General features: G+C 61.3%; 27 protein-coding genes. 11 read left to right on the plus strand and 16 right to left on the minus strand.

Going from position 1 to position 25,842, the window contains the following annotated elements:
- Window positions 1-14 precede the first annotated feature (14 nt).
- The 7 genes from ACIQWP_RS28780 to ACIQWP_RS28810 form a co-directional block, all read right to left on the minus strand.
- A complete protein-coding gene (locus tag ACIQWP_RS28780) occupies window positions 15-248 on the minus strand; it encodes a hypothetical protein (RefSeq protein ID WP_402795061.1) in 234 nt (77 codons plus the stop codon).
- A 67-nt stretch (window positions 249-315) separates the two neighbouring features.
- Window positions 316-771: a YHS domain-containing (seleno)protein gene (locus tag ACIQWP_RS28785; protein WP_402795063.1), complete on the minus strand. Its 456-nt coding sequence runs from the start codon at window positions 769-771 to the stop codon at window positions 316-318.
- A 117-nt stretch (window positions 772-888) separates the two neighbouring features.
- Window positions 889-1,437 carry a hypothetical protein gene (locus ACIQWP_RS28790; RefSeq protein WP_402795065.1) on the minus strand — a complete coding sequence of 183 codons (549 nt, stop codon included), beginning with the start codon at window positions 1,435-1,437 and terminating at the stop codon, window positions 889-891.
- Window positions 1,438-1,559: 122 nt separating this feature from the next.
- Window positions 1,560-2,375: an alpha/beta hydrolase family esterase gene (locus ACIQWP_RS28795; protein ID WP_402795067.1), complete on the minus strand. Its 816-nt coding sequence runs from the start codon at window positions 2,373-2,375 to the stop codon at window positions 1,560-1,562.
- Between the two features lie 685 nt (window positions 2,376-3,060).
- Window positions 3,061-4,041: an aldo/keto reductase gene (locus tag ACIQWP_RS28800; protein WP_402795070.1), complete on the minus strand. Its 981-nt coding sequence runs from the start codon at window positions 4,039-4,041 to the stop codon at window positions 3,061-3,063.
- Window positions 4,038-4,913: an amidohydrolase family protein gene (locus tag ACIQWP_RS28805; RefSeq protein ID WP_402795073.1), complete on the minus strand. Its 876-nt coding sequence runs from the start codon at window positions 4,911-4,913 to the stop codon at window positions 4,038-4,040. Before ACIQWP_RS28805 ends, ACIQWP_RS28800 begins: the two co-directional genes overlap by 4 nt.
- A 13-nt stretch (window positions 4,914-4,926) precedes the next feature.
- Complete coding sequence (locus ACIQWP_RS28810; RefSeq protein WP_402795075.1) at window positions 4,927-5,913, minus strand: aldo/keto reductase; 987 nt, start codon at window positions 5,911-5,913, stop codon at window positions 4,927-4,929.
- Between the two features lie 147 nt (window positions 5,914-6,060).
- On the opposite strand from ACIQWP_RS28810, the gene ACIQWP_RS28815 reads away from it, so the two are divergent.
- The 6 genes from ACIQWP_RS28815 (at window position 6,061) to larA (ending at window position 12,010) form a co-directional block, all read left to right on the plus strand.
- Window positions 6,061-7,272 carry an ABC transporter substrate-binding protein gene (locus ACIQWP_RS28815; RefSeq protein ID WP_402795078.1) on the plus strand — a complete coding sequence of 404 codons (1,212 nt, stop codon included), beginning with the start codon at window positions 6,061-6,063 and terminating at the stop codon, window positions 7,270-7,272.
- Window positions 7,273-7,369: 97 nt separating this feature from the next.
- Window positions 7,370-8,239 (plus strand): branched-chain amino acid ABC transporter permease, encoded by an 870-nt coding sequence (locus ACIQWP_RS28820; protein ID WP_077470616.1) that lies wholly within the window; start codon window positions 7,370-7,372, stop codon window positions 8,237-8,239.
- Window positions 8,240-8,257: 18 nt separating this feature from the next.
- Window positions 8,258-9,277 carry a branched-chain amino acid ABC transporter permease gene (locus tag ACIQWP_RS28825; RefSeq protein ID WP_402795084.1) on the plus strand — a complete coding sequence of 340 codons (1,020 nt, stop codon included), beginning with the start codon at window positions 8,258-8,260 and terminating at the stop codon, window positions 9,275-9,277.
- Complete coding sequence (locus ACIQWP_RS28830; protein ID WP_402795086.1) at window positions 9,274-9,996, plus strand: ABC transporter ATP-binding protein; 723 nt, start codon at window positions 9,274-9,276, stop codon at window positions 9,994-9,996. The genes ACIQWP_RS28825 and ACIQWP_RS28830 overlap by 4 nt, the downstream gene beginning before the upstream one ends.
- Entirely contained in the window at window positions 9,993-10,727 is a 735-nt protein-coding gene (locus ACIQWP_RS28835; RefSeq protein WP_402795088.1) for an ABC transporter ATP-binding protein, read from the plus strand. Before ACIQWP_RS28830 ends, ACIQWP_RS28835 begins: the two co-directional genes overlap by 4 nt.
- The gene (gene larA / locus ACIQWP_RS28840; RefSeq protein ID WP_402795090.1) at window positions 10,724-12,010 is read left to right on the plus strand and encodes a nickel-dependent lactate racemase; all 1,287 of its coding nucleotides are present in this window, start codon (window positions 10,724-10,726) and stop codon (window positions 12,008-12,010) included. Before ACIQWP_RS28835 ends, larA begins: the two co-directional genes overlap by 4 nt.
- A gap of 4 nt (window positions 12,011-12,014) precedes the next feature.
- Here larA and ACIQWP_RS28845 read toward each other — a convergent pair whose 3' ends face one another.
- Window positions 12,015-12,761 carry a FadR/GntR family transcriptional regulator gene (locus tag ACIQWP_RS28845; protein ID WP_402795092.1) on the minus strand — a complete coding sequence of 249 codons (747 nt, stop codon included), beginning with the start codon at window positions 12,759-12,761 and terminating at the stop codon, window positions 12,015-12,017.
- Between the two features lie 65 nt (window positions 12,762-12,826).
- Here ACIQWP_RS28845 and ACIQWP_RS28850 point away from each other — a divergent pair, with 65 nt between their 5' ends.
- From ACIQWP_RS28850 to larB, 4 genes are read left to right on the plus strand one after another with little or no spacing between them, the layout of a single operon-like run.
- Window positions 12,827-13,792 carry an NAD(P)-dependent oxidoreductase gene (locus ACIQWP_RS28850; protein ID WP_402795094.1) on the plus strand — a complete coding sequence of 322 codons (966 nt, stop codon included), beginning with the start codon at window positions 12,827-12,829 and terminating at the stop codon, window positions 13,790-13,792.
- 13 nt (window positions 13,793-13,805) lie between these two features.
- A complete protein-coding gene (locus ACIQWP_RS28855; protein ID WP_402795097.1) occupies window positions 13,806-15,017 on the plus strand; it encodes a LarC family nickel insertion protein in 1,212 nt (403 codons plus the stop codon).
- Window positions 15,014-15,808: an adenine nucleotide alpha hydrolase gene (locus tag ACIQWP_RS28860; protein ID WP_402795100.1), complete on the plus strand. Its 795-nt coding sequence runs from the start codon at window positions 15,014-15,016 to the stop codon at window positions 15,806-15,808. Before ACIQWP_RS28855 ends, ACIQWP_RS28860 begins: the two co-directional genes overlap by 4 nt.
- Window positions 15,808-16,482 carry a nickel pincer cofactor biosynthesis protein LarB gene (larB, locus tag ACIQWP_RS28865; RefSeq protein WP_402795101.1) on the plus strand — a complete coding sequence of 225 codons (675 nt, stop codon included), beginning with the start codon at window positions 15,808-15,810 and terminating at the stop codon, window positions 16,480-16,482. The genes ACIQWP_RS28860 and larB overlap by 1 nt, the downstream gene beginning before the upstream one ends.
- A 34-nt stretch (window positions 16,483-16,516) precedes the next feature.
- Here larB and ACIQWP_RS28870 read toward each other — a convergent pair whose 3' ends face one another.
- Genes ACIQWP_RS28870 through ACIQWP_RS28885 form a run of 4 tightly spaced genes read right to left on the minus strand, consistent with a single transcriptional unit; the run spans window position 16,517 to window position 20,322 of the window.
- A complete protein-coding gene (locus tag ACIQWP_RS28870; RefSeq protein ID WP_402795103.1) occupies window positions 16,517-17,362 on the minus strand; it encodes a fumarylacetoacetate hydrolase family protein in 846 nt (281 codons plus the stop codon).
- A 30-nt stretch (window positions 17,363-17,392) separates the two neighbouring features.
- Complete coding sequence (locus ACIQWP_RS28875) at window positions 17,393-18,136, minus strand: SDR family oxidoreductase (protein WP_402795105.1); 744 nt, start codon at window positions 18,134-18,136, stop codon at window positions 17,393-17,395.
- 17 nt (window positions 18,137-18,153) lie between these two features.
- Entirely contained in the window at window positions 18,154-18,873 is a 720-nt protein-coding gene (locus ACIQWP_RS28880; RefSeq protein WP_402795108.1) for a FadR/GntR family transcriptional regulator, read from the minus strand.
- 3 nt (window positions 18,874-18,876) lie between these two features.
- Window positions 18,877-20,322 (minus strand): FAD-binding oxidoreductase, encoded by a 1,446-nt coding sequence (locus tag ACIQWP_RS28885; RefSeq protein ID WP_402795110.1) that lies wholly within the window; start codon window positions 20,320-20,322, stop codon window positions 18,877-18,879.
- A gap of 160 nt (window positions 20,323-20,482) precedes the next feature.
- Between ACIQWP_RS28885 and gloA the strand changes: the two genes are divergently transcribed.
- On the plus strand, window positions 20,483-20,896 hold the full coding sequence (gene gloA / locus ACIQWP_RS28890; protein ID WP_402795114.1) for a lactoylglutathione lyase: 414 nt from the start codon (window positions 20,483-20,485) through the stop codon (window positions 20,894-20,896).
- A 77-nt stretch (window positions 20,897-20,973) separates the two neighbouring features.
- Here the strand turns inward: gloA and ACIQWP_RS28895 are convergent, their stop codons facing one another.
- From ACIQWP_RS28895 to ACIQWP_RS28910, 4 genes are all read right to left on the minus strand, one after another.
- Window positions 20,974-21,942, minus strand: a complete 969-nt coding sequence (locus ACIQWP_RS28895; protein ID WP_402795115.1) for an ABC transporter permease — start codon at window positions 21,940-21,942, stop codon at window positions 20,974-20,976.
- A gap of 10 nt (window positions 21,943-21,952) precedes the next feature.
- Window positions 21,953-23,455, minus strand: a complete 1,503-nt coding sequence (locus tag ACIQWP_RS28900; protein WP_402795118.1) for a sugar ABC transporter ATP-binding protein — start codon at window positions 23,453-23,455, stop codon at window positions 21,953-21,955.
- Between the two features lie 5 nt (window positions 23,456-23,460).
- Window positions 23,461-24,444 (minus strand): ABC transporter permease, encoded by a 984-nt coding sequence (locus ACIQWP_RS28905; protein ID WP_402795121.1) that lies wholly within the window; start codon window positions 24,442-24,444, stop codon window positions 23,461-23,463.
- A 169-nt stretch (window positions 24,445-24,613) separates the two neighbouring features.
- Window positions 24,614-25,693: a sugar ABC transporter substrate-binding protein gene (locus ACIQWP_RS28910; RefSeq protein ID WP_402795123.1), complete on the minus strand. Its 1,080-nt coding sequence runs from the start codon at window positions 25,691-25,693 to the stop codon at window positions 24,614-24,616.
- Window positions 25,694-25,842 lie beyond the last annotated feature (149 nt).

Genomic DNA, 25,842 nt, shown 5'->3' on the forward strand with positions numbered 1-25,842 from the left:
CTAAATTGTCGATCTCATGCCGCTGCCGTTCCGCCATGCCTTACATAATCGGCCATGGCGCGCAGCAACTGATCGTCCTCGCCGGTTTCGGCGTCGAGCAAATCGGCGAGCGCGACAAGCACTTCGCTTCGATTCCAGCCCGCCCGGTCCGCCCGATCGAGCAACTCGTTTAAATCGTTGACGATCGCTCTTTGGCAGTCACGAAGCCGTGATGGATGCTTTCGGGGAAAGCGGGGACCCGTAATCATGGGGTTTTGCTCCTGAGTTGGCAAAGGGCGTTGCTGTGTGGGCGGACCGGCGCGGCGGAAAGCCGGCTTAGGGCGCCGGCTGCGTTTTCACTGTGCCCCAATTGGCGTTGGCCTTGGCAATGTAGCCGGGCACATCCTGACGCCAGGTTTTGAGGACGTCATCATTGTAATTCAGATAAAGCTTTCCATCGACCACCGTATATGCCTGGGGCTCTGTCGGAGCCTTGTGTCCTTCGGCGGCACCATAGGCACAATAGCCACCAAATTGCGGCGCGTAGAGGGTCGGATCGCTTGCGAACATGTCGCGGTGATCCGCCGACGCAAAGTAGAAGGTGGCACCCTCGTACTTCGCCGTATATTTCTGGCTTCCCTTCACCGGCTTGTGATCGGTGAAATAGGCCACCGGATCATAACCATTGATGGCGATGCCATTTTTAGAAAAGATCTCATCAGCGCCTGCAGTCGAGATCCCGGCAGCGGTCAAGGCAATTGCAAGCGCCGCAGCGCGTTGAAACGAAACCATGACAATCCTATCCTTTCCTTTGTGAACGAACGCGCTGTTTTCGTTTGAGAGAGAGCGAAAGTTACAGCAGCGATGTTCACGACTTCGTGCATTGCGCAGGCGTGTTAAAGCGCGCGGCTATTGCGAGCACACCGTCAGCGCGACAATGGCTTCCAAATCCCTGATCCTGCGGTCCTTCTCGGCGGTCTCGCGCAGCAGCGTCGACAGACGCGTCTCCGCCGTCCGCGACACCTCCCAAAAGGAAACCGTGAAAATCGCGGGAACCGTAATGCCCCGGTCGCTACCCATCGGATGATCCCAGCGCATCGATGAATCGTCGACGGCGATATGCCCCCACAGTTTCAGGATGCAGCTGTCACCGATACTGACGCAGGCGATGGCACCCGTCCCGATCTGCGGATTGCCGGCCGCCCGGCGGAACGTGGCCTTCTCGACCTGCAGGCGGACGGCATTTTCGCCGAGCACATGCGGCAGCATCGCAGCACCCGACGTGCGCTGAAACACGACTCCGGCGCCAATAAGCGAGTAATCGAGTTCGATCTCATGATTGAGCTGGATCAGATGAGCAATGCTTGCCGTAATCGCATGCCCCCACACCGAGGCTCCTTCCCCGATATGATGGACCACGGGATGACCCGCATTGGGTGCAATGATTGTGTGTAACATCGAGAGCTCCGTTTTCGGAATTGTCCTATGCCCGTCGAACAGTGGGCTATCGATTGATACGCAGCGCATGACCGGATCGTTACAGTGGAGGATCTGATTGTTTGCGTGCCGAAGACCGACGCCTATTTCGCGTAACCGAGCGCGGTCAGCCCGGCATCGAGAAAATCGGCACGGGCCTCGTGGCCGCCATTGTGGATGCACAAAATGCTGTCTCCGCGTATGCAGGAGGGCACGTCGTCACAGGCGATCCCGTCAAGCGTTATGGTCTTGGCTTGCCGTGTGTCGCATTTCGCCCGTTCCCGCAGGATCGCAATGCTTTTGTAGGCATCCCCTTGATGAGATGTGGGGCCGACCTGCCGGCCGGAAAGCGGGAACGTCTCATCGGCGGTGCCATGAAAGTGAACCATCGGCGGAAGGTTCGCGATGCAGTCCGACGGTTTCGGCAAGGGATTCCAAAAGACGCCGGAAAAGGTCAACATGGCAGCCGCAAGATCTCCATGCCGGCATGCCGTGTAATAGGCCATCGACGCGCCGATCGAAAAGCCGCCGATAATGGTCCTGTCTGCGGTAAAGCCATATCGGCTCCGAAGGTCAGCCAATACATTGGTGACGAAGGCATCGTCGTTCCGGCTTTTGCCGGGGCCATTGGGAAAGGACCAGCTGCCGGCCAAACCGTCGACCGCGGCATAGGCAAGATGATGCGCAAGCGTGGCGTCAACCAGGTAGTGCTGCTGCATCTGAAGTTCGGCCGAACTCTTGAAACCATGGAAGAATACGTAGACGCCGCGCACGTCCCCATCGGCCGGAAGCTCGATCCTGTAGTCTCCGCCCTCGACTGCACAGGGAATGGAGCCGCCGCATGCAGTCAAAGCCGATGCACTGGCTGCATGGGGCGCCAAAAGACAGATCAATACGAGAAACAAAGAGCAAATCTTCACGTGAGCCTCCAACCGTACTCCCGACAGCTATCTTTTTCGCACCGAGCGAACAATTTGCGCGCCCATCACATTCACATGCGCCACATCACTTCTTTGAGAGCCAGTTGCCGATGAGATTGCTGACACTCAGGGCGCGAGAACTAGCGAATTGTCGATGGCGGATGCCGGAAAACGGTCGGATTTGGCGAATGGAGTCGATTTAGTTTCACTCGACAGCCGTGATGATGATCAACGGTGCCGATGATGTCCCTGACGAACGAAGATGCTGGAGATGGTCAATCGCGATCCCGGCACGGTGTCGGTCTTTGAACGTCGGCGCCCGAAATTGAAAAAGCCTGCCGCGGGAGGAGGTGCGGCAGGCTTTTCAAAAAGAACCGAACAGCGACTGGGAGGAGGAGTGCCGCCGTTCCTACAGATGGCCCTTGGGAGGAGGAGCGGACCATCTGAAACACGAAGCTTTGCGGGAGGAGGTGCATCGCTTCGTTGGAAACAAGACTATCCCATCCGCCGCGGATCGCCAGCGTTTATGCTGCAGTGCAGCTATGCAATTTTCGCAATGCTTTGAAGGAGGCAGCCTAAATTGCAGCCACCATCGTCCAAATCGAGCATGTACGATGGCGTATCTGGTAATTGGATTCGCCTCCTGGCCTTGGCCGGCTTCACACTGTGGAGCCGACGATCTCTCCTATAACGCCGCATCCAATTCGCTCCAGAAGCTCTCCGGGATGACCATCTTCGACCAAGCGAGATTCTGACCGATGCGTTCGACATTGCTCATGCCAAGCACGGCTGCGGAAACGAGGGAATTGCGCAACGGATACTGGATTGCCGCAGCCTGAAGCGGAACGTCGTGGCGTTTGCACGCCTCCTCGATCCTCTTCACTCGTTCGACGATATCAGGCGGAGGCGTGCCGTAGTCATAGGTCGCTGCAGCGCCGCTGGCGCCCGTTGCCAGAATGCCGGAATTGAATACGCCCGCAACCACGATCTCGACGCCCTGCCTCTCCGCTTCCGGCAACAGATCCGCCTCGGCGGCGCGGTCGAGGAGCGTGTAGCGGCCGGCCATCATCACCGCGTCCAGAGAACAGGCTCTGATGAAGCGCGTCGCGACATCGCTCTCGTTGACGCCAACGCCGATCGCCCTGATGTGGCCGGCCTTACGGAGATCATCGAGCGCGCGGTAGCAGCCTTCGATGGCCTCGTTGAAGTGCCGCTCATAGGCGTCGCCATGCGTGAAGCGATCCACATCATGGATATAGACGAGATCGAAGTCGGCAATGCCGAGCCGGCTCGCGGATTGCTCCAGCGAGCGCATGGTGCCGGCATAGCTATAGTCGAACACCGGTTTCAGGCGAAGCGGCGACGCCCAGAGCCCATAGTCGACCGTCTCTCCGTATGGCGGCACCATGTAGCGGCCAACCTTGGTGGAGACCGTGACGGTCTTCCGGTCGATGGTGCGCAGGAAGCGGCCGAGGCGCAGTTCGCTGAGGCCATGCCCGTAAAGCGGAGCGGTATCAAAGTAACGCAGTCCGCCTTCATAGGCCGCGTTGAGCACATCGGCCGCCTGGGCCTCGGTCACGTCGCGGTAGAGGGTGCCAATGCCGCTCGCGCCGAAGCCGAGGCGCGAGGCAAAGCCGATGCGGCTTCGGGATGGATTGCCGGTCATGCACCCCGCTCCTGGAATTCCGGCAGCCGATAGGCCTCGATGGCATTCAGGCCGAAGATCTTCTTCCTGTCGTTTTCGGAGAGATCCTTGATGCATTCCTGCAGGGCGTCGACCACCCTGTCATAGCTCGCCGCGACAAGGCAGACCGGCCAATCGGTGCCGAACATACAGCGATCGGTCCCGAATACGTCAAGCACTTCGTGAACATAGGGTTTCAGGTCTTCGGCCGTCCAGCTTTGCCAATCGGCTTCCGTGACCATGCCCGAAAGCTTGCACCAGACATGATGACGCTGGCTGCGGAACTGGCGGATCAGAACGGCCCACTCGTCAAAGCCGCGATTGCGGATCTCCGGCTTCGAAATGTGATCAAGCACGAAACGCATGTCGGGAAACGCTTCGACTGTTTTGATTGAGGATGGCAGCTGCGGCAGGTTCGGGACGAGATCATAGACGAGGCCAGCTGCCTGGACGGCTGCCAGACCGTGTTTGACGTCCTCGCGCAGCAGCCAGTTGGGATCGTTTTCCGTCTGGATCAGATGCCGGACACCGACGAGCCATTTCCCATAAGATGATACCCGCAGTTCGGAAAGCGTCTCAGGAAGCTTGCCATCGGTCAGATCGACCCAGCCGACGACGCCTGCAACGAAATCCGTTTCTTCGGCAGTCTTTATGAAATCCCAGGTCTCGCCGAGATCGTTCCAGGTCTGGACGAGGACGGTACCCGCGACACCGTTCCTTTCGAGGCTTGGCCGCAGATCGGCCGGCTCGAAGGTCCTGTTGAGCGGCTCGAAGGGGCCGCTCAGCCAGCCATAATCGCCGCCGCCGGCCGGGTCCCAGAAATGATGATGGGAATCGATGATTGGGCTCGTCATGGATCGCACTCCCCTACCAGCGCTGATGGACATACTGCTTGATGTAGGTGTCGTAGATCGACCTTATCTCCTGCATCGCATCCGAGGAAATTGCCGGAAGGTCAGCCGCTTCCGCGTTTGATTGTGCCTGCTGCGGATTGCGGGCGCCGGGAATGGCGACGGTGACGGCGTCGAACATCAAGATCCAGCGCAGGGCAAACTTCGCCATGGTGGTATCGCCCGACACCAGCGGCCGTACTTTCTCGACGGCTTCCAGACCAACTTCGTAGGGCACGCCGGAGAAGGTCTCGCCGACATCGAAGGCCTCGCCATTGCGGTTGAAGAGGCGATGGTCATTGGCCTCGAACTTGGTGTCCTTCCTGAACTTGCCGGAGAGAAGCCCGCTTGCGAGCGGCACGCGGGCTATGATCGCGACCTTCTTGTCCTCGGCCTGCTTGAAGAAATGTTCGATCGGGCGCTGGCGGAAGGCATTGAAGATGATCTGCACGCTGACGACGTCGGGATATTCGATCGCCTTCAGCGCTTCCTCGACACGTTCGACGCTGACGCCGTAATTGCGGATCTTGCCCTGCTGCACCAGGCGATCCAGCCGCTCGAACACTTCCGGATGGTAATAGAGATCGGTCGGCGGGCAATGCAACTGCACGAGGTCCAGGCAATCGGTCTCGAGATTCTTGAGGCTGTGGTCGATCCAGGAGGTCAGGTTCTCGCTGCTGTAACCCTCCACCGATTGCGCGGGAAGACGTCGACCCGCCTTGGTCGCGATGAACGGGCGCTCGCCGCCGCGCTCGCGCATGACCTTCGCAATCAGGCGTTCTGAATGGCCGTCGCCATAAACATCTGCCGTATCGATGAAGGTAACACCCGTATCGAGCGCCGTATGAAGTGCCGCAAGTGCCTCCTCGTCGTTGACTTCACCCCAGGCGGCGCCGATGGCCCAGGCGCCGAAGCCGATGTCGCTGACCTTGCGACCCGTCCGGCCAAATTCCCTCGTTCGCATCTCTCTCTCCCTCGTCTGTGGTCGCCGGCAAGGCCGGCTTCCGTCTGGTTGGACTTGCTTGACATTCACAGTCGATCCAATTATCAGAAAACAGGGTTGTACGACAACCCGGTAAGTACGCAAAATCTGCATTGGGAGGATGGGATCGTGCGATCATCGGTATTGGGAGGCATTTCTCTTGCACTCGGCCTCAGCGCATCTGCGCATCTGGCGCTGGCGGAAGACACCATCAAGATCGGCGTCGTTGCCGCCGAATCCGGAGCCTTCGTCTCGGCTGGCCACACTCTGCCCGCAGGCGTCGGCTTGGCGGTCAAGGAAATCAACGACGCCGGAGGCGTCAAGGTCGGCGACAAGACCTACAAGATCGAGCTTTTGAAGCGCGACGACCGCACCGACATTTCAACGGCAATTGCAGCAACGCAGGAGCTGGTGCGCGACGACAAGGTCGCGGCTATCTTTGGCTCCGAAACGCATGATTTCACCCTTGCCATGACCAAGATCACCCAGCCTGCGAAGGTGATCCAGATCGCCGGCAACAGCACGCTTGCGAAAATCCTGAACCCGCAATCCGTGGCCCCCGGCGGCGAGGACCATTATCTTTTCCAGTCGGAGCCGCAGGAATTCCAGCGTTCCGGCTCGACCGCCCGCGGCGTGCTCAGCCTTTTGACGCCGCTTGTCGGCCATCCGCTGAAGAAATCCGTCGTCATCGTCGGCAATGACGCGACAGGACAGTTCCTGACCTCCTATTACGTCAAGGCGCTGAAGGCAGAGGGCCAGGAAGTGCCCGAGGTCATTTCCTATCCGCCCGATACCACCGACTTCTCGCCGTTCCTGACCCGGGCGAAGAGCCTCAATCCGGATGTGGTGCACTTCTGGTACAACGGCGACTCGACGCTGGCAGCCCTGCCGCAGGCGCTGGAACTCGGCGTTGCGCCAAGCTACTTCCTGTTCGGCGTCGACCCCGGCATCTGGAAGGAGCGCGGCCTCAGCGCCGATGTTCCAGTCGCCATGAGCTGCGTTCCGATCTGCTGGGGCGAGTCCTCGAATGCCAACGCGAAGACCTACTTCAAGGATTACTTCGCAGCCGGCGCCCCGAAGGGCGTGACCTCGTCGGTCTCCCTGCTCTACTACGACTACGTGCACATGCTGGCCGAGGCCTGGGAGAAGGCCGGCTCGCTTGATCCGGACAAGACCGTCGCGGCGATGGAATCGCTGCATCACAAGGGGGTCGTCTCCGACGATCTTTCCTTCAACAAGAGCCATCAGGTGACCCACGCCACGGAAGTCTGCGCGGCAGCGCCCGGCGGCGACATCTCCTGCGCCATGCAGCAGCCGCCCGCCGAGGCGCCTGCCGAGTAAATTGCCAATGCGCTCCCGCCGGCGATCTCTTGCCGGCGGGAGTTTCGTCACAGAAACGGACGGGCATACAAGGCCTGCGCAACAGCGGGACAGGGCTGTGGATATTCTCTTTCAGCAAATCCTCAACGGTCTATCGATCGCAAGCGTCATCACGCTGATCGCCGTCGGGGTTACTTTGATCTTCGGGCTGACCGGGATCATCAATTTCGCGCATGGCGAATTCCTGATGGTCGGCAGCATCGTGACGTGGCTTGCGGTGCAGGCCGGGCTCGGCTTTTTCATCGCGCTTGTCCTTGCCGTCGTCGCCGTTGGAGCCATGGGCTTCGTTCTCGAACGCGGCCTGTTCCGTTTCACGCTGACGCGGCCGACCAACGGCTTCATCGTCTCGCTTGGTCTGATCGTCGTGCTGCAGCACATCGTCATTTTCTTCTACGACCCGAACCAGAAAAGCATTCCGCGCCCGCTGGCAGGCATCTGGAACGTCGGGGGCGTCCGTATTGCGTCTGTCCGCCTGATGGTCATTTTCGTGACTATCGCTGTGGTCGCGCTGACCTTCGCCATGGTGACCCGCAGCCGCTATGGCCGCGCGCTTCGCGCCGCCGTCGATGATCGCGACACGGCCGCACTTATGGGCATTCCCGTCCGTCGTTACATCACCGGCGTTTTCGTTCTCGGCAGCGCGCTTGCCGGTCTCGGCGGCGCACTGTTGATCGCGCTCTTCCCCATCACGCCGTTCACCGGCGGCACGATGGTCATGAAGGGCTTTGCCGTTGCGCTTATCGGCGGCCTTGGAAACCTGACAGGCGCCGTCGTCGCTGGTCTCATCCTCGGCATCGTCGAAGGCTTCAGCGCCGGCTACGGTTTCTCCGAATGGACTGACGCTTATTCCTTCGCCTTGATGATCCTGGTGCTGCTCTTCCGTCCGAACGGTCTCTTCGGCGGCACGAGCGGACCCAAGATGGCCTGAGGCACGAAAGACAAGATCATGAAGAATTCGCTTTCGCCCTTTCGTTCCCTGATCCCCGCTCTCGTCGTGCTCGCACTGTTGGCACTGATGCCGGCGCTTGGCCCCAGCAACCGAATGCTGTCGCTGGCGATTTCCGCCGGTATCAATATCGTGGCCCTTTATGGCCTTTCGGTCCTCTTCGGACAGACCGGCATTCTCTCCATGGGCCACGCAGCGCTCGTCGGGGTCGGAGCCTATACCGCTGCAATTCTTGCCCGTGACAGCGGCGTCGGCTTCTGGGTGGCGCTGCCGCTCGGCGGCATTTTCGCCGCGATCGCCGCCGTCGTCATCGGTATCCCGTCCTTGCGCGTCAGCGGCCACCATTTCGTCATCATGACCTTCGCCTTCGGGCAGTTGCTGACGATCGTCCTCACCAATGGCGGCGACTATACGGGTGCCGCAACCGGCCTCGACCTGCAGCTTCCGGTCAACGTCTTCGGCGAACGTGCCGACGATCTCCTGCCCTATTACTTCATCGTGCTGGCCTTCGTCACGCTAAGCGCCGTGGCAAGCTGGGCGATCATCAACTCGCGCTATGGACGCACGCTGCGGGCAATCCGCGAGAACGAGAAGCTTGCCGCCTCGCTCGGTATCAATGTCGGCCGCCACAAGATTGGCGCCTTCGTCGTCAGCGGCGTCTTCGCCGGTGTGTCGGGCGTCCTGCTTGCCTATTTCCTGCGCCACATCTCACCTACGCAGTTCGCCTCCTTCCCGAGCATCTATCTGGCGCTCATGGTCATGATCGGCGGCGCAAGGCTGCTGCTCGGACCGATCGCGGGCGGCATCCTCGTCTCGTTTCTACCTGAAGTCCTGAACCTCGATCCGGTCGAATCCCGTATCCTTTACGGGGTGTGCCTCATCGCGGTGATCCTGCTGCTTCCGAACGGGCTGATTGCCGGCCTGATCGACGGTTGGCAGCGGCTTTTACGCGGTTCGATGCGAAAGCAGGCGGCGAACCGGGCCGCCAACGGCCATCAAGCCTCGGAGGCTGGCCGATGAACGCCATTCTCGAAATCAACGGGCTGAAGAAGCAGTTCGGTGGCCTCACCGCGCTCTCCGGCGTCGATATCTCGATCGAGGAAGGCGAGATCCTTGGGATCGTCGGCCCGAACGGCTCCGGCAAGACGACGCTCTTCAACGTCATCACCGGCGTCTACAAGCCGACGGACGGCAAGGTCAGCTGGCGCGGCCGCGACATCACCAGTCTCGCCGCCCATGAAATATCCGGCGCGGGGATCGGCTACACCTTCCAGCAGGCCATGGCCTTTCCAGGCCTATCCGTATGGGAAAACGTCCAGATCGCCTGCGAGCACGCCCGCAATACCGGCCGCCCCTATCCATGGACGACACCGGCCGCCTTGCTCGATTTCGTCGGCCTCCTGGCATTGGCAACAGAAAGAGCCGGGGTGCTGCCCTTCGGCAACCTGCGTCTTCTCGGTATCGCTCTGGCACTGGCGACACGCCCATCGCTGATCCTGCTCGACGAGCCGGCGGCTGGCCTCAACGACAAGGAAACCGCAACGCTTGTCGGTCTCGTCAAGCAGTTTCCCGGTCATGGCATCAGCGTCTGCGTCATCGATCACGACATGAAGCTAATGCAGATGCTCTGCAAGCGCCTCGTGGTGCTCGACTTCGGTTCGAAGATCGCCGACGGGCCGACGCAGGCCGTTCTTGCCGACCCGAAAGTCCTCGAAGTCTATCTGGGAGGCGCGTTGTGAGCCTGCTCAGCCTATCGAATATCACGACGGGTTATGGCGCGACGGTCGTCAACCGTGAGGTTTCGCTGACGCTTGACGAGGGCGAGGTAATCACCATCCTCGGGCCGAACGGCGCGGGAAAGTCGACGCTGCTGCGCACGATCGTCGGCCTCGTCAAGCCGCGCGCCGGAAGCGTCACTTTCGCCGGCGAAGACCTGACGGGTCGCACACCCGATGTCATGGCCAAACGCGGCGTCGTCCTGGTGCCCGAGGGCCGGCGCATCTTCGCCGACATGACGGTCGAGGAAAATCTTCGCCTTGGCGCCTACACACGCCGCGATGCCGATGCGGTAGACATCGACGTGAAGACGATGGAGGGATTTTTCCCCATCCTTGCCTCGAAGCGTCAGCAGAAGGGCGGCTCGCTGAGCGGCGGTCAACAGCAGATGCTGGCGATCGCGCGCGGCTTGATGGCAAGGCCGCGCGTCCTGCTGCTCGATGAGCCGTCGCTCGGGCTTTCGCCGCTGCTCGTCAAGGAAATCCAGGCGATCATCCTCGATATCGGCAGGACCTTCGGCGCATCGGTGCTACTTGTCGAGCAGAATGCAGGGCTTGCCCTTTCCGTCGCATCGCGCGGCTATCTCATGCAGAACGGCCGCATCGCAACCTCAGGCCCGATCTCCGAGCTGAAGAACATGTCGCTGATGCGCGAGCTCTATCTCGGCGGCGTCACGGAACAGGTATCATCATGAGTGAAATCACCCTTTCCTACGGTCGCGGTCATATCGACATCACCCTGCCGCAGAATGCGCGGCCGACCGTGATCCGCAAGCAGGCATTACCGAAGCTGGCCGATCCCGTCACTTCGATTATCTCCGCCTTGGAAAACCCGATCGGCTCGGCACCACTTGGCGATCTGGCAAAGGGTAGGACAAGCGCCTGCATTCTGATCTGCGATATCACCCGCCCCGTTCCGAACCGGCTTTTCCTGCGTCCGATGATCGAAACCATGGTTGCCGCCGGCATTCCGCTCGACGGGATTTCCGTGCTGGTCGCGACCGGTCTGCACCGCCCGAACCTCGGCGAGGAACTGGCCGAGCTCATCGGCGATCCATGGGTGCTGGAGACCGTGCGTGTGGAGAACCATTATGCCCGGGATGAGGCCGCCCATGTCGATCTCGGCTTCACGAACACCCGCCAAACGCCGGTGAAGCTCGATCGGCTCTTCGTGGAGGCCGATCTGCGCATCGCGACCGGATTGGTCGAACCTCATTTCATGGCCGGCTGGTCCGGCGGACGCAAGGTGATCGCGCCGGGCGTCGCCCATCACGAGACCATCCGTACCTTCCATTCCGCCCGCTTCATGGAAGACCCGCTCGCCGTCCAGTGCAATCTCGTCGGCAATCCGCTGCATGAGGAGCAGCTGGAGATTGTCCGCATGCTGGGCGACGTCTATGCGCTGAATACCGTACTGGACGAGGAGCGCGATCTTGTCTGCGTCACCTTCGGCGAGATCATCGCCAGTCATCAGGCGGCGGTCGATTTCGTCAGCGCTGCCACCAGCATTCCCCTGCCCCGCAAGTTCTCCACCGTCGTCACCTCGTCGGCCGGCTATCCGCTCGACAAGACTTACTATCAGACGATCAAGGGCATGGTGACGCCGCTCGACATTTTAAAGCCCGGCGGCACGCTGATCATCGCTTCGGAATGCTCCGAAGGCTTCGGATCGCCGGAGTTCCGCGAGGCGCAGGCACGGCTTGTCGAACTGGGACCAGAGCGCTTCCTGGCGACACTGACGGCCAAGAGCCTCGCCGAGATCGACGAATGGCAGACGGAGATGCAGCTGAAGCCCATGCGGCTCGGCAAGGTCGAGCTCTACACCACGGGCCTTGCCGGCGAGGATCGCCGTCTGACAGGTGTGGAAGTGATCGACGACCTCACAAGCGCCATCGAACGCAGCATTGCGAGAAGCGGTGATCCCGCCGTCGCCATCATTCCGGAGGGACCTTATGTCGTGCCTCGTTATTCGGTCTGAGCGACTACCGGTGCAGGCTGGCGTCGCGAAGCTCTTCAAAGCGGGCCGTGCTCTTCGACAGGTGATTGCGCAGCGCCTTGCGGGCCGCCGCTTCGTTGCCGTCGCGGATCGCGTTGAAGATGGCATGGTGTTCCCGACGCATGCCGGCAGCATGGCGCTGGCGCTCGGAAGCAGTCATCCTGTCGAGACGTGCCCATTGGCGCGGCACCATGGCGGTGCCGAACGTATCGAAAAGCCGGCTGTAGTAGGAATTTTGCGTCGCGACCAATATCGTGCGGTGGAAGGCAAAGTCCTCCTCCGCACCATAGCCGCCCTCTTCGATGGCGCGGTCCAGGGCATCGAGACGGTCCTGCATGCGGATCAGGTCTTCCGGGGTACGCCGCAATGCCGCCAGGCCGGCGGCTTCATATTCGATGCCGAGACGCAGTTCCAGCACCCGAAGGACTTCGTCAATGGATTCCAGATCATTCGGGATGATCGAGAAGGATCGCGGCATCGGGTCGTTGGAGACGAAGGCGCCGAGGCCCTGCCGCGTGGTGATCAGCCCCTTTGCGCGGAGCGTCGCCAGCGCTTCGCGAACGATGGTTCTGCTAACGCCAGTTGCCTCCATGATCGCCTGTTCCGTCGGCAGCCGCTGACCCGGCTTCAGGTCGCCGGACTCGATCTGGGTAATCAGGCTGTCCGCGAGCCCGCTGCGCAGATTGGGCGTCTGCGGGATCGTGTTGAAAACGGCGTTGTCCCTGTCCTTCATGCTGTCTTTAAGCCCATTCTCGCTATTTGGCGGCCAGCCAATGATGTCGTTGCTAACCCATACGAGTGGAAAAAGCAAAAGCGCGTGACGGTACAACCGAAACCAACCGGGAGGAAAGAATGAAAGAGAAAATCGGATTCATCGGTATCGGCGCCATGGGCTCCGGCATGGCGGCAAACCTGCTTGCCAAGGGATGGCCGGTGACCGTTGTAGCCTACCGGAAGCGTGAGGCGGTCGATCAACTGAAAACACGCGGTGCGGCAGAGGTTGCAACGGCAAGAGAACTGGCCGAGGTGTCGGATGTCATCGTGCTCTGCGTCACCGGTTCCGAGCAGGTTCGCGAGCTGGTATCCGGGCGGGACGGGATTGTTGCGGCGGGAAAGCCATTGCTTCTCATCGACTGCTCGACGTCCAATCCGGCCGAAACGATAAAATTGGCGGAAGAGCTTGCGCAATCGGGAATCACCCTCGTCGACGCGCCGCTGGCACGGACCCCGAAGGAAGCTGCCGAGGGCAAGCTGGATGTGATGGTCGGCGGCTCGCCGGAAGCGGTCGCCCGTGCTCGACCGATCCTTGAGGCCTTCGCCGCCCGCATCGTGTCGACGGGAGGCGTCGGCACCGGCCATACGATGAAGCTGCTCAACAATTTCGTATCGATGGGCTATTCGGCGATCTATTCCGAAGCGTTGATGCTGGCGGCCAAGGCCGGCCTGACGCCGCAGGTTTTCGACAGCGTATTGCGCGGCAGCCGCATGGACTGCGGCTTCTATCAGGCCTTCTTCGAATTCGTCCTGAACCGCAACGAGAATGCCCAGCGCTTCGCCATGGTCAATGCCCTGAAGGATATGAGCTACCTCGCCTCCTTCGCGCAATCCGTCCAGGCCGCCAATCCGGTCGGGGCAGCGGTTCGCAACAGTTTTGCAGCGGCAGTGGCCTCCGGCCGGGGTGAAGCCTTCGTGCCGGCCCTGTCAGACGTCATTGCAGCTTTGAACGGTGTCTCGCTGACGGAAAAGAACGGGCCAGCGGAATAGGTGAGGATCGACCATGCTTGAAGTGCATCTCGATCCGATCGGAGGCATTGCCGGCGACATGTTCGTCGCGGCACTCCTGGACGTAAGGCCGGATCTCGAGGCAGGGCTGATGGAGGCCCTGTCGCTCTGCCCGCTGCTCGATAAAGTCGTGTTTGAGCTGTTGGATCACAATGATGGTATCCTCACGGGTCGGCGTTTCGTCGTTCGGCGCAACGGTCGGCGCGCAGAGGTCCATGAAGACCATGCAGGACACCACCATCACGCCGACTGGCATTTGATCCGCGAGGCTCTACTGACTTCAAAGCTCGATCGGGAATCCGTGAAGCATACGGTCGGCATCTTCTCTCATCTGGCCGAGGCGGAGGCGCAAGTGCATGGGGTTACTCCCGAGCAGGTACGCTTCCACGAGGTCGGTGCCTGGGATTCCATTGCCGATATCGTTGCCGCCGGTTGGCTGATTGCTCGCGTCGGTGCTGTAAAGTGGACCGTGGGCGCTCTGTCGCTCGGCTCGGGCCGCGTGCAAAGCGCCCACGGGCTACTGCCTGTGCCTGCCCCGGCGACGGCACTTCTCATGAAAGGCTTCGTGACCATCGACGACGGTGTGGTCGGTGAGCGGGTGACGCCGACCGGCGCGGCGATCCTGCGCTACCTCTGCAATCGCGCCGACACCACCCGCAGGCCCCGACGGCTGACCGCCTCCGGCCATGGTTTCGGCACGAAGCGCCTACCTGATGTCAGCAACTGCCTCCGTGTGCTCACTTTCGAGACGCTCGAGACATCCATTGTCCAGGATCAGGTGGCCGTTCTCGAATGCGAGATCGACGATCAGACCGGCGAGGACCTAGCGCAGGCGATCGACAATCTGCGCGCCCGCGATGGCGTGCTCGATGTCGTGCAGATGCCTGTCTTCGGAAAGAAAGGCCGGATGATGACCCATCTTCGCATCCTTGCCGATCCTGCCGCCCGCGACGATATCGTCACCGCCATTTTCGATGAGACAACGACGATCGGTGTCCGGCATTCGCTCGCCGACCGGAGCGTGCTGCCGCGCGAAACGAGACATACCGAACTGGATGGCCGGTCTCTTCGCCTCAAACTCGTCGACCGTCCCGCCGGCCGCACCGCCAAACTGGAGGCCGATGACCTCACCGATATCGCAGGAAGTGCCGCGCGGACCCGACTGCGGCGGCGAGCCGAGGCCAGCGTCACAGAGGACGAGCAATGAGGCAGAGACTGGAAGACATGCTCTCGTCGTTGGAGACATCGGCCATCGCGGTCAGCGGTGGCGTCGATTCCATGACGCTTGGTGTCATCGCTCACCGCCTGCTCGGCAGAGACCGGGTCACGATGATGCACGCCGTTTCTCCCGCCGTGCCGGGCGAAGCGACCGAACGCGTGCGCCATTTTGCCGAATGTGAGGGCTGGGATCTTCGCATTCTCGACGCGGGTGAGTTTGCCGACGAGAACTACCTGAGCAACCCGGTGAACCGCTGCTTCTTCTGCAAGGGCAACCTCTATGGCGCCATCACTCGCATATGTGACCGGCAGGTTCTGTCCGGCGCCAATACCGACGATCTCGGGGAATATCGGCCGGGGCTTGAAGCTGCCCGCAACCATCAGGTCCGCCATCCCTATCTTGAAACGGGGATCGACAAGCAAGGTGTACGCGCGCTTGCCCGCGAACTTGGCCTTGGCGACCTTTCTGAGCTGCCGGCCTCGCCTTGCCTTTCCAGCCGCGTCGAGACGGCGATTGCCATCGATCCCGAGATGCTGAAGGCGATCCATGCCATCGAACGCCTGGTCGGCGACGAACTGACACCTCAGACGGTGCGCTGCCGCGTGCGGCGCACTGGCGTTATCATCGAACTCGACCCACAAAGCCTCGCTCGGATTGCACCCGACAGACGGCCTTATCTCTCTGACGCGATCGTCGCACTGTTGCCTGCGGCACTCGCCGCCCGTCCGATAGGCTTCGAAGCCTATCGCAATGGCAGTGCTTTCGTTGGAGCAAAGTAGTGAGCGGCCCGGATGTCGTCTTCGATTTTGGTCGTTCCGCCCGCATCGGGCTTGATGAGGCTGTATTCAGCGAGGGCAAGAGCGTCGGGCAGATCGCATCGATCCTTGAAGATGCCGGTGAGCGGAAAGTCGGTGTACTCCTGACGCGCCTGGATGCTGAGAAGCTCTCAAGCCTGCCGTCTGAGCTTGCTGCCGATATCGACTACTGCCCCCTCTCCCGTACCGCGTTTTTCGGGCCGCTGCGGCCGGTCGTCGTCACTGGCAAGGTTGCGATCGTCGCTGCCGGTACGTCGGATGCCGGCGTGGCGCGGGAAGCCGCGCGGACGCTCCGTCATGCGGGCGTCGAAGCCAATCTCATCACCGATGTTGGCGTCGCGGGCCTCTGGCGGCTGATGGACAGGATCGAGGAGATCCGTCGTCATCCGATCGTCATTGCTGTCGCCGGTATGGATGCGGCACTCGCCAGCGTGCTCGGCGGTCTTGTTGGCGGTGTCCTCATCGCCGTACCGACCTCCGTCGGCTATGGAGCAGCCGAGGGCGGCCGCACGGCTTTGAACGCCATGCTGGCCAGTTGCGCGTCCGGCATAACCGTCTGCAATATCGACAATGGTTATGGCGCTGCCTCTGCAGCGCTGAGGATCATGGGCATCATGGATAAACGCCAGTTGCCCTGAAGGAGGAGGCGCTGGCAGCGCCTCCTTGCACAGATCAGGCCGCCTCGACGGTCACTTGGGTCTGTTCGCCGAGGCCCTCGATGCCAAGCTTGATCGTCTGGCCCGCGGTCAGAAAGACCGGCGGCTTCATGCCGAGGCCAACGCCGGGCGGCGTGCCGGTGGAAATGATATCGCCCGGCTGCAGGCTCATGAATTGCGAGATATAGTGGACGAGGAAGGCGACGCCGAAGATCATCGTCTTCGTGGAACCGTTCTGGCGCATCGTGCCGTCAACCGACAGCCACATCTTCAGGTTCTGCGGATCGGCAATCTCGTCGCGCGTGACCACCCACGGGCCGATCGGCCCAAAACTGTCGGCCGACTTGCCCTTGGTCCATTGTCCCCCGCGTTCGGCCTGGAATTCGCGCTCTGAAACGTCGTTGATCAGGCAATAGCCGGCGACATGCTTCATGGCGTCGGCCTCGGAGACGTAGCGTGCCTCATCGCCAATCACGATGCCGAGCTCGACTTCCCAGTCCGTCTTCTTCGACTTGCGCGGGATGATGACGTTGTCGTTTGGCCCCGTGATGGCGCTCGTCGCCTTCATGAAAAGGATCGGCTCTTCGGGAATGGCCGCACCCGTCTCGGCGGCATGGTCGGCATAGTTCAAGCCAACGCAGATGAACTTGCCGGTTCGCGCGACGCATGGGCCGAGGCGGCCGGGCTCGGCCACCACGGGGAGGCTTTCGACATCGAGCGCGGCGATCTTTGCCAGGCCGGCCGTAGTCAGGTTATTGCCGGCAATATCGTCGATCTCACCGCTCAGATCTCGGACCTTTCCAGTCGTGTCGAGGATGCCGGGCTTTTCAAGGCCGCGCTGGCCGTATCGTAGAAGCTTCATGTCGATTGTCCGCTATTTTGAGTTGGTTCTTCAGGCGTTCGCCCAGCCACCATCAATGACGATGGCGTTGCCGGTCATGAAGGCCGACTCGTTGCTGGCGAGGTACACGACGAGTTCGGCGACTTCCTCGGCCGTTCCAAGTCTTCCCATCGGCTGACGCGCGATGAAGCCGGCTCTCGCCTGATCGTAGTCGCCAAGTGCCCGCATACGATCCTGCAGCGAGGGGCTTTCCACCGTGCCGGGGCAGATCGCATTGGCGCGGATGCCGTGACCGACATAATCGAGCGCAACCGATTTCGTCAGCCCGATCACCGCAGCCTTGGTAGTGCCGTAGATGAAACGGTTCGGCGCTGCGATGACGCTCGACGCCACCGACGCCATGTTGACGATCGATCCGCCGCCGCGGGCAATCATGCCCGGCAGGAAGGCGCGGATCATCCGGTACATGGCGCGGATGTTCAGATTGACGGAAAAGTCGAAAGCATCCTCGTCGCAGTCGAGGATCGAGCCGTTATGGACAAAACCAGCGCAATTGAAAAGAATATCAGGCGCAGCGATTTCGGCCGAGAAATCCTTGATTTCCTCCGCTTTTAAAACGTCAAGCCTTCGCACCGTAACGCCGGCATGATCGCGAAGCGCATCGAGCTTCGTCGCATCGATGTCCGTCGCCCAGACCCGGGCACCTTCCCTGAGGAAGGCCAGCACGGTGGCACACCCCATCCCCTGCCCGGCCGCCGTCACGACTGCCGTCTTTCCCTCAAGTCTTCCTGTCATTTGAAATCCTCAACAGTTTATTCGGATTGCTCCTCGGCAAGGCCGACGCGGCTTGCTGCGCCATGGAGGTGGGCACGCATCGCTTCCTGAGCTTCCTCGGCATCCCCCGCTTCGATGGCATCGAGAATGCGCTGGTGCTCGCCGAGCGTGACGGCGGCGAGATCTTCTGATCGCTGCTGATTGCCTGACGCGAGAATGCTTTCGCGCACCTTTTCCGAGACGAACATCAGAAACTGGACCATGTAGACATTGTCGGTCGCCGCGGCGAGCGTCTTATGAAATTCGAGGTCGGTCTTCAGCCACATGACACTGCCGTAAGGAGCCGCCCGCATCGTTGCCAGCGCATCCTTCATGGCGAGAAGATCGTTCCTCGTGCGGCGCCTTGCGGCCAAAGCGGCTGCCTGGACTTCAAGGATACCGCGCAGTTCGAAGAGCGATTTGAAAGCGCTTGCCTGCTGCAGCGCCTCGAAATCGATCGTCAGCACCGTCGGATTGGGCTCGTCGGCGACAAAGGCGCCGCGGCCCTGCTGCGACCAGATCCGGCCTTCGGAACGCAGCCGGGCGATCGCCTCGCGAACCACGTTACGGCTGACGCCGAACGTCTGGGCCAGTTGCTGTTCGGTCGGCAGCTGGTCGCCGGGCCTCAGCCGCCCTTGGGCGATCTCGCGCGAGATCGAACTTGCGACCAGCGTCGACAGATGTGGCCCGCGATTGACCTTATCGAGTTTCAGCGTCATCCCCTACCCCTGTGCCTTACGTTCCATGCCTGCCAATATTCGGCCCTCGCTCAATAGATGCCTGGGATCGAACGCATCCTTGATCCGGCGGGAAAGCTCGAGCGTCAAGGGGTCGGCGCGTTTGAGGAACGCCGCCTGCTTGACGCGGCCGATGCCGTGCTCGGCGCTAATCGAGCCGCCGTGCCGGTCCACGACATCGAAGATCACCTCCTCCGTCGCGTGGAACAGTTCGTCGAATCGGTCAGCCGGCATGTCTTCGGGAGGAACGATGTTCAGATGGATATTGCCGTCACCGACATGACCGTAGGTTACGGCAATCGCCTCGGGGTGTTTTTTCGAGAGGGCATCGAGCGTGTCGGACACGAAGGAGGCCAGGCTGGATATCGAGACCGACACATCGGTACGAAGGTAACGCCCGCCGCGGCCCTGCGCCTCGACCATCATCTCGCGCAGCAGCCAGAGCCGCTCGCTTTGCGCCTTGCTGCCGGCAAGGACGCCATCGAGAACGAGATCGGAGGCGTCGGCGAGAAAGCCTTCCAGCAATGCCCTGAGGTCGACGCGGCCGGCGGCCGAGGCCTCGATCAGCACATAGACGGGATAGGCTTCGCCGAGCGGATCGGGCAGATCGTCCCGGGAATTGATGGCGATTTCGATGCCGCCGCGCAGGATGAGCTCGAAAGCGGTTAGCAGATCGCTGCATTGGCGCCGCGCCCGTGCATAGAGCTGCATGGCGGCTTCGACCGATTGCAGGCCGACCAGCGCCGTCTCCACCTGCTCCGGCTTCGGAAAGACCTTGAGCGCGACAGCGGTCACGATGCCGAGCGTACCTTCGCTGCCGATGAACAGTTGCTTCAGGTCATAGCCGCGATTGTCCTTTCGCAGCGTGCGCAGGCCGTTCCAGATGCGGCCGTCGGCGAGCACCACCTCAAGGCCGAGCACGAGATCGCGCGTCATGCCGTAGCGCAGGACGTTGAAACCGCCGGCATTGGTGGAGACGTTGCCGCCGATCCGGCAAGTGCCCTGCGCGCCGAAGGTGATCGGCAGGATGCAGTCGGCCGCCTCGGCGTGGCGCTTGGCATCCTCGAGAATACAGCCGGCTTCCACGACCATGGCGAAATCGATCGGGTTTACGGAGCGCACCTTGTTCATCCGTTCCAGCGACACGACGATCTCGCCGCCGGGATAGCTCGGCACGGCCGCTCCGACGAGCCCCGTCAGCCCACCCTGCGGCACGACATGGATCTGCTCTTCGTGGCAGCGGCGCATCAACCGGCTGAGCTCGTCCGTCGATCGCGGCCGAGCGACCGCCAATGGCCGGCCATAATGGTCGCCTGACCAGTCACGGCTATAGCGTTCCATGGCCTTCGCATCCGTCAGGAACATGTCTGCCGGCATGGCAGTGACGAGGGCGGCAAGCGCTCTTTCCTGAAGGGGCGGGAGGGCATTCATTCTGTTGCTCCGGTTCAGCGGGAAAACATCTGGACAATTGGGTCACTTACATGGTTATCATACAACATCGGTTTTGAACATCAAGTGCAGGGACCTTTCCGCTGCTCCCCTTTCGCTAAAAACCGGTGTGAAAACGATAACTTGCAGGAGGACCCGTACTATGACCGCAGCGTCCGGCCAATTTCGAATGATGCACACCATGATCCGCGTTTTCGACCTCGACAGGTCGATCAAGTTCTATACCGAGCTCCTCGGCATGAAGCTTCTGCGCAAGGACGACTATCCCGGCGGAAAATTCACCAACGCCTTTGTCGGCTACGGTCCAGAGGAAACGGATACGGTCGTCGAGCTGACCTACAATTGGGGTCGTGAAGAGCCCTACGATCTCGGCACCGCCTTCGGCCACCTTGCGCTCGGCGTCAACGACATCTATGCCGTCTGCGCCGCTCTGGAGAAGCAGGGAGCGAAGATACCGCGCCCGCCCGGCCCTATGCTGCACGGCACGACCCATATCGCCTTCATCGAAGATCCGGATGGCTACAAGATTGAGCTGATCGGCCTCGACACGATGTAACCGTCGCTGCACCGTCCTGGGGCCGCGTCGGTCGACGCGGCCTTTTTCATGCGCAAATGCCGCCCCCGAACGCCCTGTCATTTGATGATCGCGATCTTGCTGCGATCGATGGTGACCGCAACAGCTAGGATGAGGACGGCACCGAAGACGACGTTCTCCGCGAAGATATTGATCCCGACGAAGGTCATGCCGATGCGGACGATCGAGATGATCAGCGCGCCGACGGCCGTGCGCGCCACGCCACCAAGGCCTCCCGTGATCGCCGTGCCGCCGACGATGACGGCGGCAATGGCAGGCAGCAGGAGCTGGTTGGCAAGATTGGGCGAGCCGCTCGACAGACGCGCGGCGAGGATGACGCCGGCAATGGCCGCCAGCATTCCCGAAATTGCAAAGGCGACGATCTTCGTCCGCTCGACATTGATCCCGGCCGCAATCGCCGCCGGTTCACCGGCGCCGACGGCCAGGCTGTGGCGCCCGAAGCGCGTATAACGCAGGCCGATATAGGCCAGGATGCCGATGACGGCTGCTATCCAGATGACGGTCGGCAAGCCGGCAAACGTTCCATTGATCCACGCGGTCTTCTCGCGGCCGCCTTCTTCGATGGTAATGGCGCGGCCGGCGGCGGCCCAAAGCGCGATGCCGGCGACGACGCCGCCGGTTGCAAGCGTTGCGACGAAGGACGGAACCTTCAGCCGGACATGGACGTAGCCGCTGAGGACACCGAAGATGAGACCCGAAAGAATGGCTGCCGGAAAGGCCAGGATGCCGATCTGCGGTAGCAGCTGAGCGAGGATGACGCTTGAAAGTGATGCGACCGACTGGATCGATAGATCGATGCCGCCGATGAGAATGACGAAGGTCACGCCGGCTGCCAAGATGAAGACGACCGCCGTGTTCGACAACAGAAGAAGCAGCGTGTCGCCGGAGAGAAAGCCGGGTGCTGCCACCTCGATGACAAGCACCAGCACGACCAGCAACGCGGGTGGTATCGCCCCTTGGACCCAGCCTGCGGCGATGAGCGCTTTAATATCTTTGAAGCTGTTCACGATGCTCTCCTCAAACCATCGCCCGAACCAGATCGACCTGATCCGGCTTGTTTCCCGGCGCCGCATCAAAATGCGCGGTCACCGCGCCGTCGCGCATGACAAGCACGCGGTGCGAAAGCCCGATCGTCTCCTCGAGCGTGTCGGAGATCAGCAGGATCGCGATGCCTTGCGACGACAATTCGCGAACCAGCTCGTAGACCTCCTCCTTCGCGCCGACATCCAGCCCGCGCGTCGGATGGTCGAGCACCAGGATGCGCGAACCGGCCGTCATCCAGCGGGCCAGCACCACCTTCTGCTGATTGCCGCCGGAAAGCTTGCGGCAGGCGATGTCGGGACCCGGAGCCTTGATACGCAGGCGCTTGATCCAGTCGCTGGCAAGACGGCGTTCGCGGCCGTAATCGATCGCGCCCTTGCGCATGACGGAAGAGAGATCGGCAAGCGTGATGTTTTCGGCAATGGAGAGAAACATCACCAGGCCTTCGACGCGTCTTTCGCGCGGGACATATCCAACGCTCTTGCGGACCGCCTGTTCGGGCGATCGAAAATGCACGGCTTCTCCATTGATCTTCAAGGTGCCGCCGGTATGCGTCAGGAAGCCGCCGATGGCGCGGGTGACTTCTTCACGTCCTGATCCGACGACACCGGCGATACCGACGATCTCGCCGGCGCGGATCTGCAGATCGACGTCATGGAATGCGCCTTCGATCGCCAGCCGGCTGGCATCGACGACGATCTCGCTCCGTGGTGGGATCTGCTTGTCCTCTTTATAGTAGGTTGCCTGCAGGCCGCGGCCGACCATGATTTCGTGCAGCTGCGGCCCGGAGACATCGGCCGCCCTGTGCTCGGCAACCACCTGCCCATCCTTCATGGTGTAGACGCGGTCCGAGATGCGCAGGACCTCGTCCAGGCGGTGCGAAACGAAGACGAAGCTCGCCCGGGACTTCAGCGACCGCACGCGCTTGAACAGCACGTCGATATCGCTGCCACTCAGCACGGATGTCGGCTCATCGAGCAGAATTACCAGCGGGCGTGATACGCTTTCCTCAAGTGTCAGCGCCTTGGCGAGTTCGACCATCTGGCGAGCGGCGAATGTCAACTCCGAGGTTCGCGCTGTTACGTCGATATCGACGCCGATCTTTTCCAGCTGCCGCCTGGCCGCCGCCCGCATGCCTTTCCAATCCATGATGCCGAAGCGAACGAACCGGTCTTCCTGGCCGAGATAAATGTTTTCCGCCACGGAGAGATTGAGCAGCAGCGACTGCTCCTGAAAGACCATGCCGATGCCGTGCATGGCGCCATCGCGCGCATTGCGCAACCTGAGCGGCTGGCCGTCGAGCATGAGCGTTCCACTGTCGGGCTGGTGGGTTCCAGCGAGGACGCGCATCAGCGTCGACTTGCCCGCTCCGTTTTCACCGATCAGCCCGACGACCTCGTTCGGCCTGATTTCGAGCGAAACGTCTTTCAGTGCGTGAACACCCGCGAAGGATTTGCTGATTTCTTTGGCTGACAACATGGCGGTCACTTCACGATCTGGAGGCGCAGGCGGTCGAGGGAAAGCGCGACGGCGGCGATGATCATCAGCCCTTGCACGGTCTGCTGCACATAGGGAGAGACGCCGAGCAGGATCATGCCATTGCTGAGCACGGTCACGATGAGCACGCCGATCAGCGTATTGACGACGCCTCCTTCCCCGCCAGTCAGCGCCGTGCCACCGACGACAACAGCGGTGACGGCCGCAAACAGCCGACCGTCCGCAATGACCGCGTCGGACCGACCAAGCTGGGCGGCGGCAAGCACACCGGCCACGCCGAAGAAGAAGCCCGCCAACCCGAAGGCCATGATGCGCACCCGGCGCAGATTGATGCCCGAAAGCTCGGCCACGTCCTCGCCACCTCCGATCGCCACGATGTGTCGCCCAAGACGCGTATAATATTGGACCGTGCAGGCAAGCAGGAAGGCCGCAAATGCCACCCATACCGCGAGCGGCAGGCCGAGCACGCGCATCAGGGCGAGATCACGGATAGATGGGTCCATCAGGCGCACGGCCGAACCGCCGAGCATATAGACGGAGATGCCAAGCCCGATGAACCAGACACCGAGCGTTGCCATGAAGGATGGTATTCTCAGGAACGTCTGGATGATGCCGGTCGCAAATCCCATCAGCGTGCTGGCGGCGATCGCCGCGATGACCGCGAACCAGCCATAGGAGTTGGCATTGACATCATTGGTCGCCAGAAGCACGGTGACCATCGCAGCGACCGACAGCGACCCTTCGACCGACAGATCGATGCTACCGAGCATGATGATGAAGGTCAGCCCCATGGCAAGCGTCAGCGGCACAGCGGCGGAATTCGCGACACGCACGAGATTGCGGAGTTCGATGAAATTCGGATTTGCTATGGTGATGAGAATGCAAAGCGCAATCAGCACCAGCGCCGGGGCATGGGAACGCCAGCGCTTCAGATTAAGCTTGTCCACCAGGCGGCTTCCAGACGTCGGCATGGCACCTGCCCGCTTGCTTTTCGTGATAGTTTTGATGTTCTCGACGTTGATGGTCAACGGACATACCTCGCTGCGTCATCCGGAGAGGGCTGGCAGGTGTCGCAACATCTGCCAGCCACGAGGCAGCCACGGGAGGAGCCGCAAGCTGCAAAGGGAGACTACTGCCGGGCTAGGCGCGAATGGCGCCCGTGACGCGGCCCCAGAGATCGTTCCAGTCGAGCGTCGGATGCGAGTCGATGTTGTTCTTGTAGTAGTCCTCGACATTGTCCTTGGCGATCAGCACGGCCTTGCCGTAGAACTCGCGATGCTCGGGCGGCTCCTTGGCGGGGTCGAACTTCTTCTGCAATGCAGCGAGGCCGATGGCGAGCCCCATGCCGCCCTGCCAGAACGGATCTGATGTCACGGTGCAGGCAAACTCGCCCTTGCGGACCGCATCGACTGTCGCCTTGATGCCATCGACTCCGACGACCGGAACCTTGCCGGCGAGATTTTCGGCGCGCAGCGCTTCCAGAGCGCCCGTGCCCATATCGTCATTGGCGGCCCAGACAGCCTTCACGTCGTCGCCGAAGCGCGTCAGCAGATTGCCCGTCAGGTCGTAGGCTTCCGATGATTTCCAGTTGGCGACCTGGAAATCCAGCAGCTTGATATTGGGATTTGCGGCCAGCGCCTCTTCCAGGCCCTTCTTGCGCTCGATCGCCGCCGTATTCGAAATCTGTCCGCCAAGGGCGATGATGCCGCCGGAGCCGCCGATCGACTTGAACAGGATTTCGGCAATCTGCTTGCCGCTGGAAATGCCGTCGAACTCGATGTGCGAGACGTAGAAGGGATTGAAATCCTTCGGGTGAAGGTCGTCGGGCTTGTTCCACTGCGTCACGACGTAGGCGCCGGCCTTGGCGCAGGCCTCCACGATCGGCCGTGCGTCGGGCGTATCGTTCGGGTCGGAATTCAAGACCATGTTGCCGCCGGTCTTGGCGAGCATGGCCTTGATATCGGCAATGCCCTTTTCGCTGTTGCCCTCGGAAACCAGCGTGACGTGGTCGAGCCCGACGGCCGACGCAAAGGCCTCTGCCCCCGTCTTCCAGACCGCATGATAGGGATTGGACAGCGAGCGGATCGAGGTGACGAGCGTCGGCTTGTCCGCGGCGAAGAGTTGTCTTGGCAGTGCGGCGACCGTGGCGCCTGCCGCCACGGTGGCGAGAAACGATCGGCGGTTCATGCTGGCGAAACGCGAATTTGTCCTGTCAGTCATTCGAAAACCTCCCTTTGAATGACGAGGATCGGATGCCGTCCTTCTTCCCGCGACATCCAGATCTGAAGCACGACAGTCGTAGCATTTGTACGACAACCCTTCAAGACTATAACCGTACCCTTTCTCTTGACGAGGGACAAGAGACTTGA

Source organism: Rhizobium sp. NPDC090279 (assembly GCF_044769665.1).
Classification (GTDB): Bacteria; Pseudomonadota; Alphaproteobacteria; order Rhizobiales; family Rhizobiaceae; genus Rhizobium.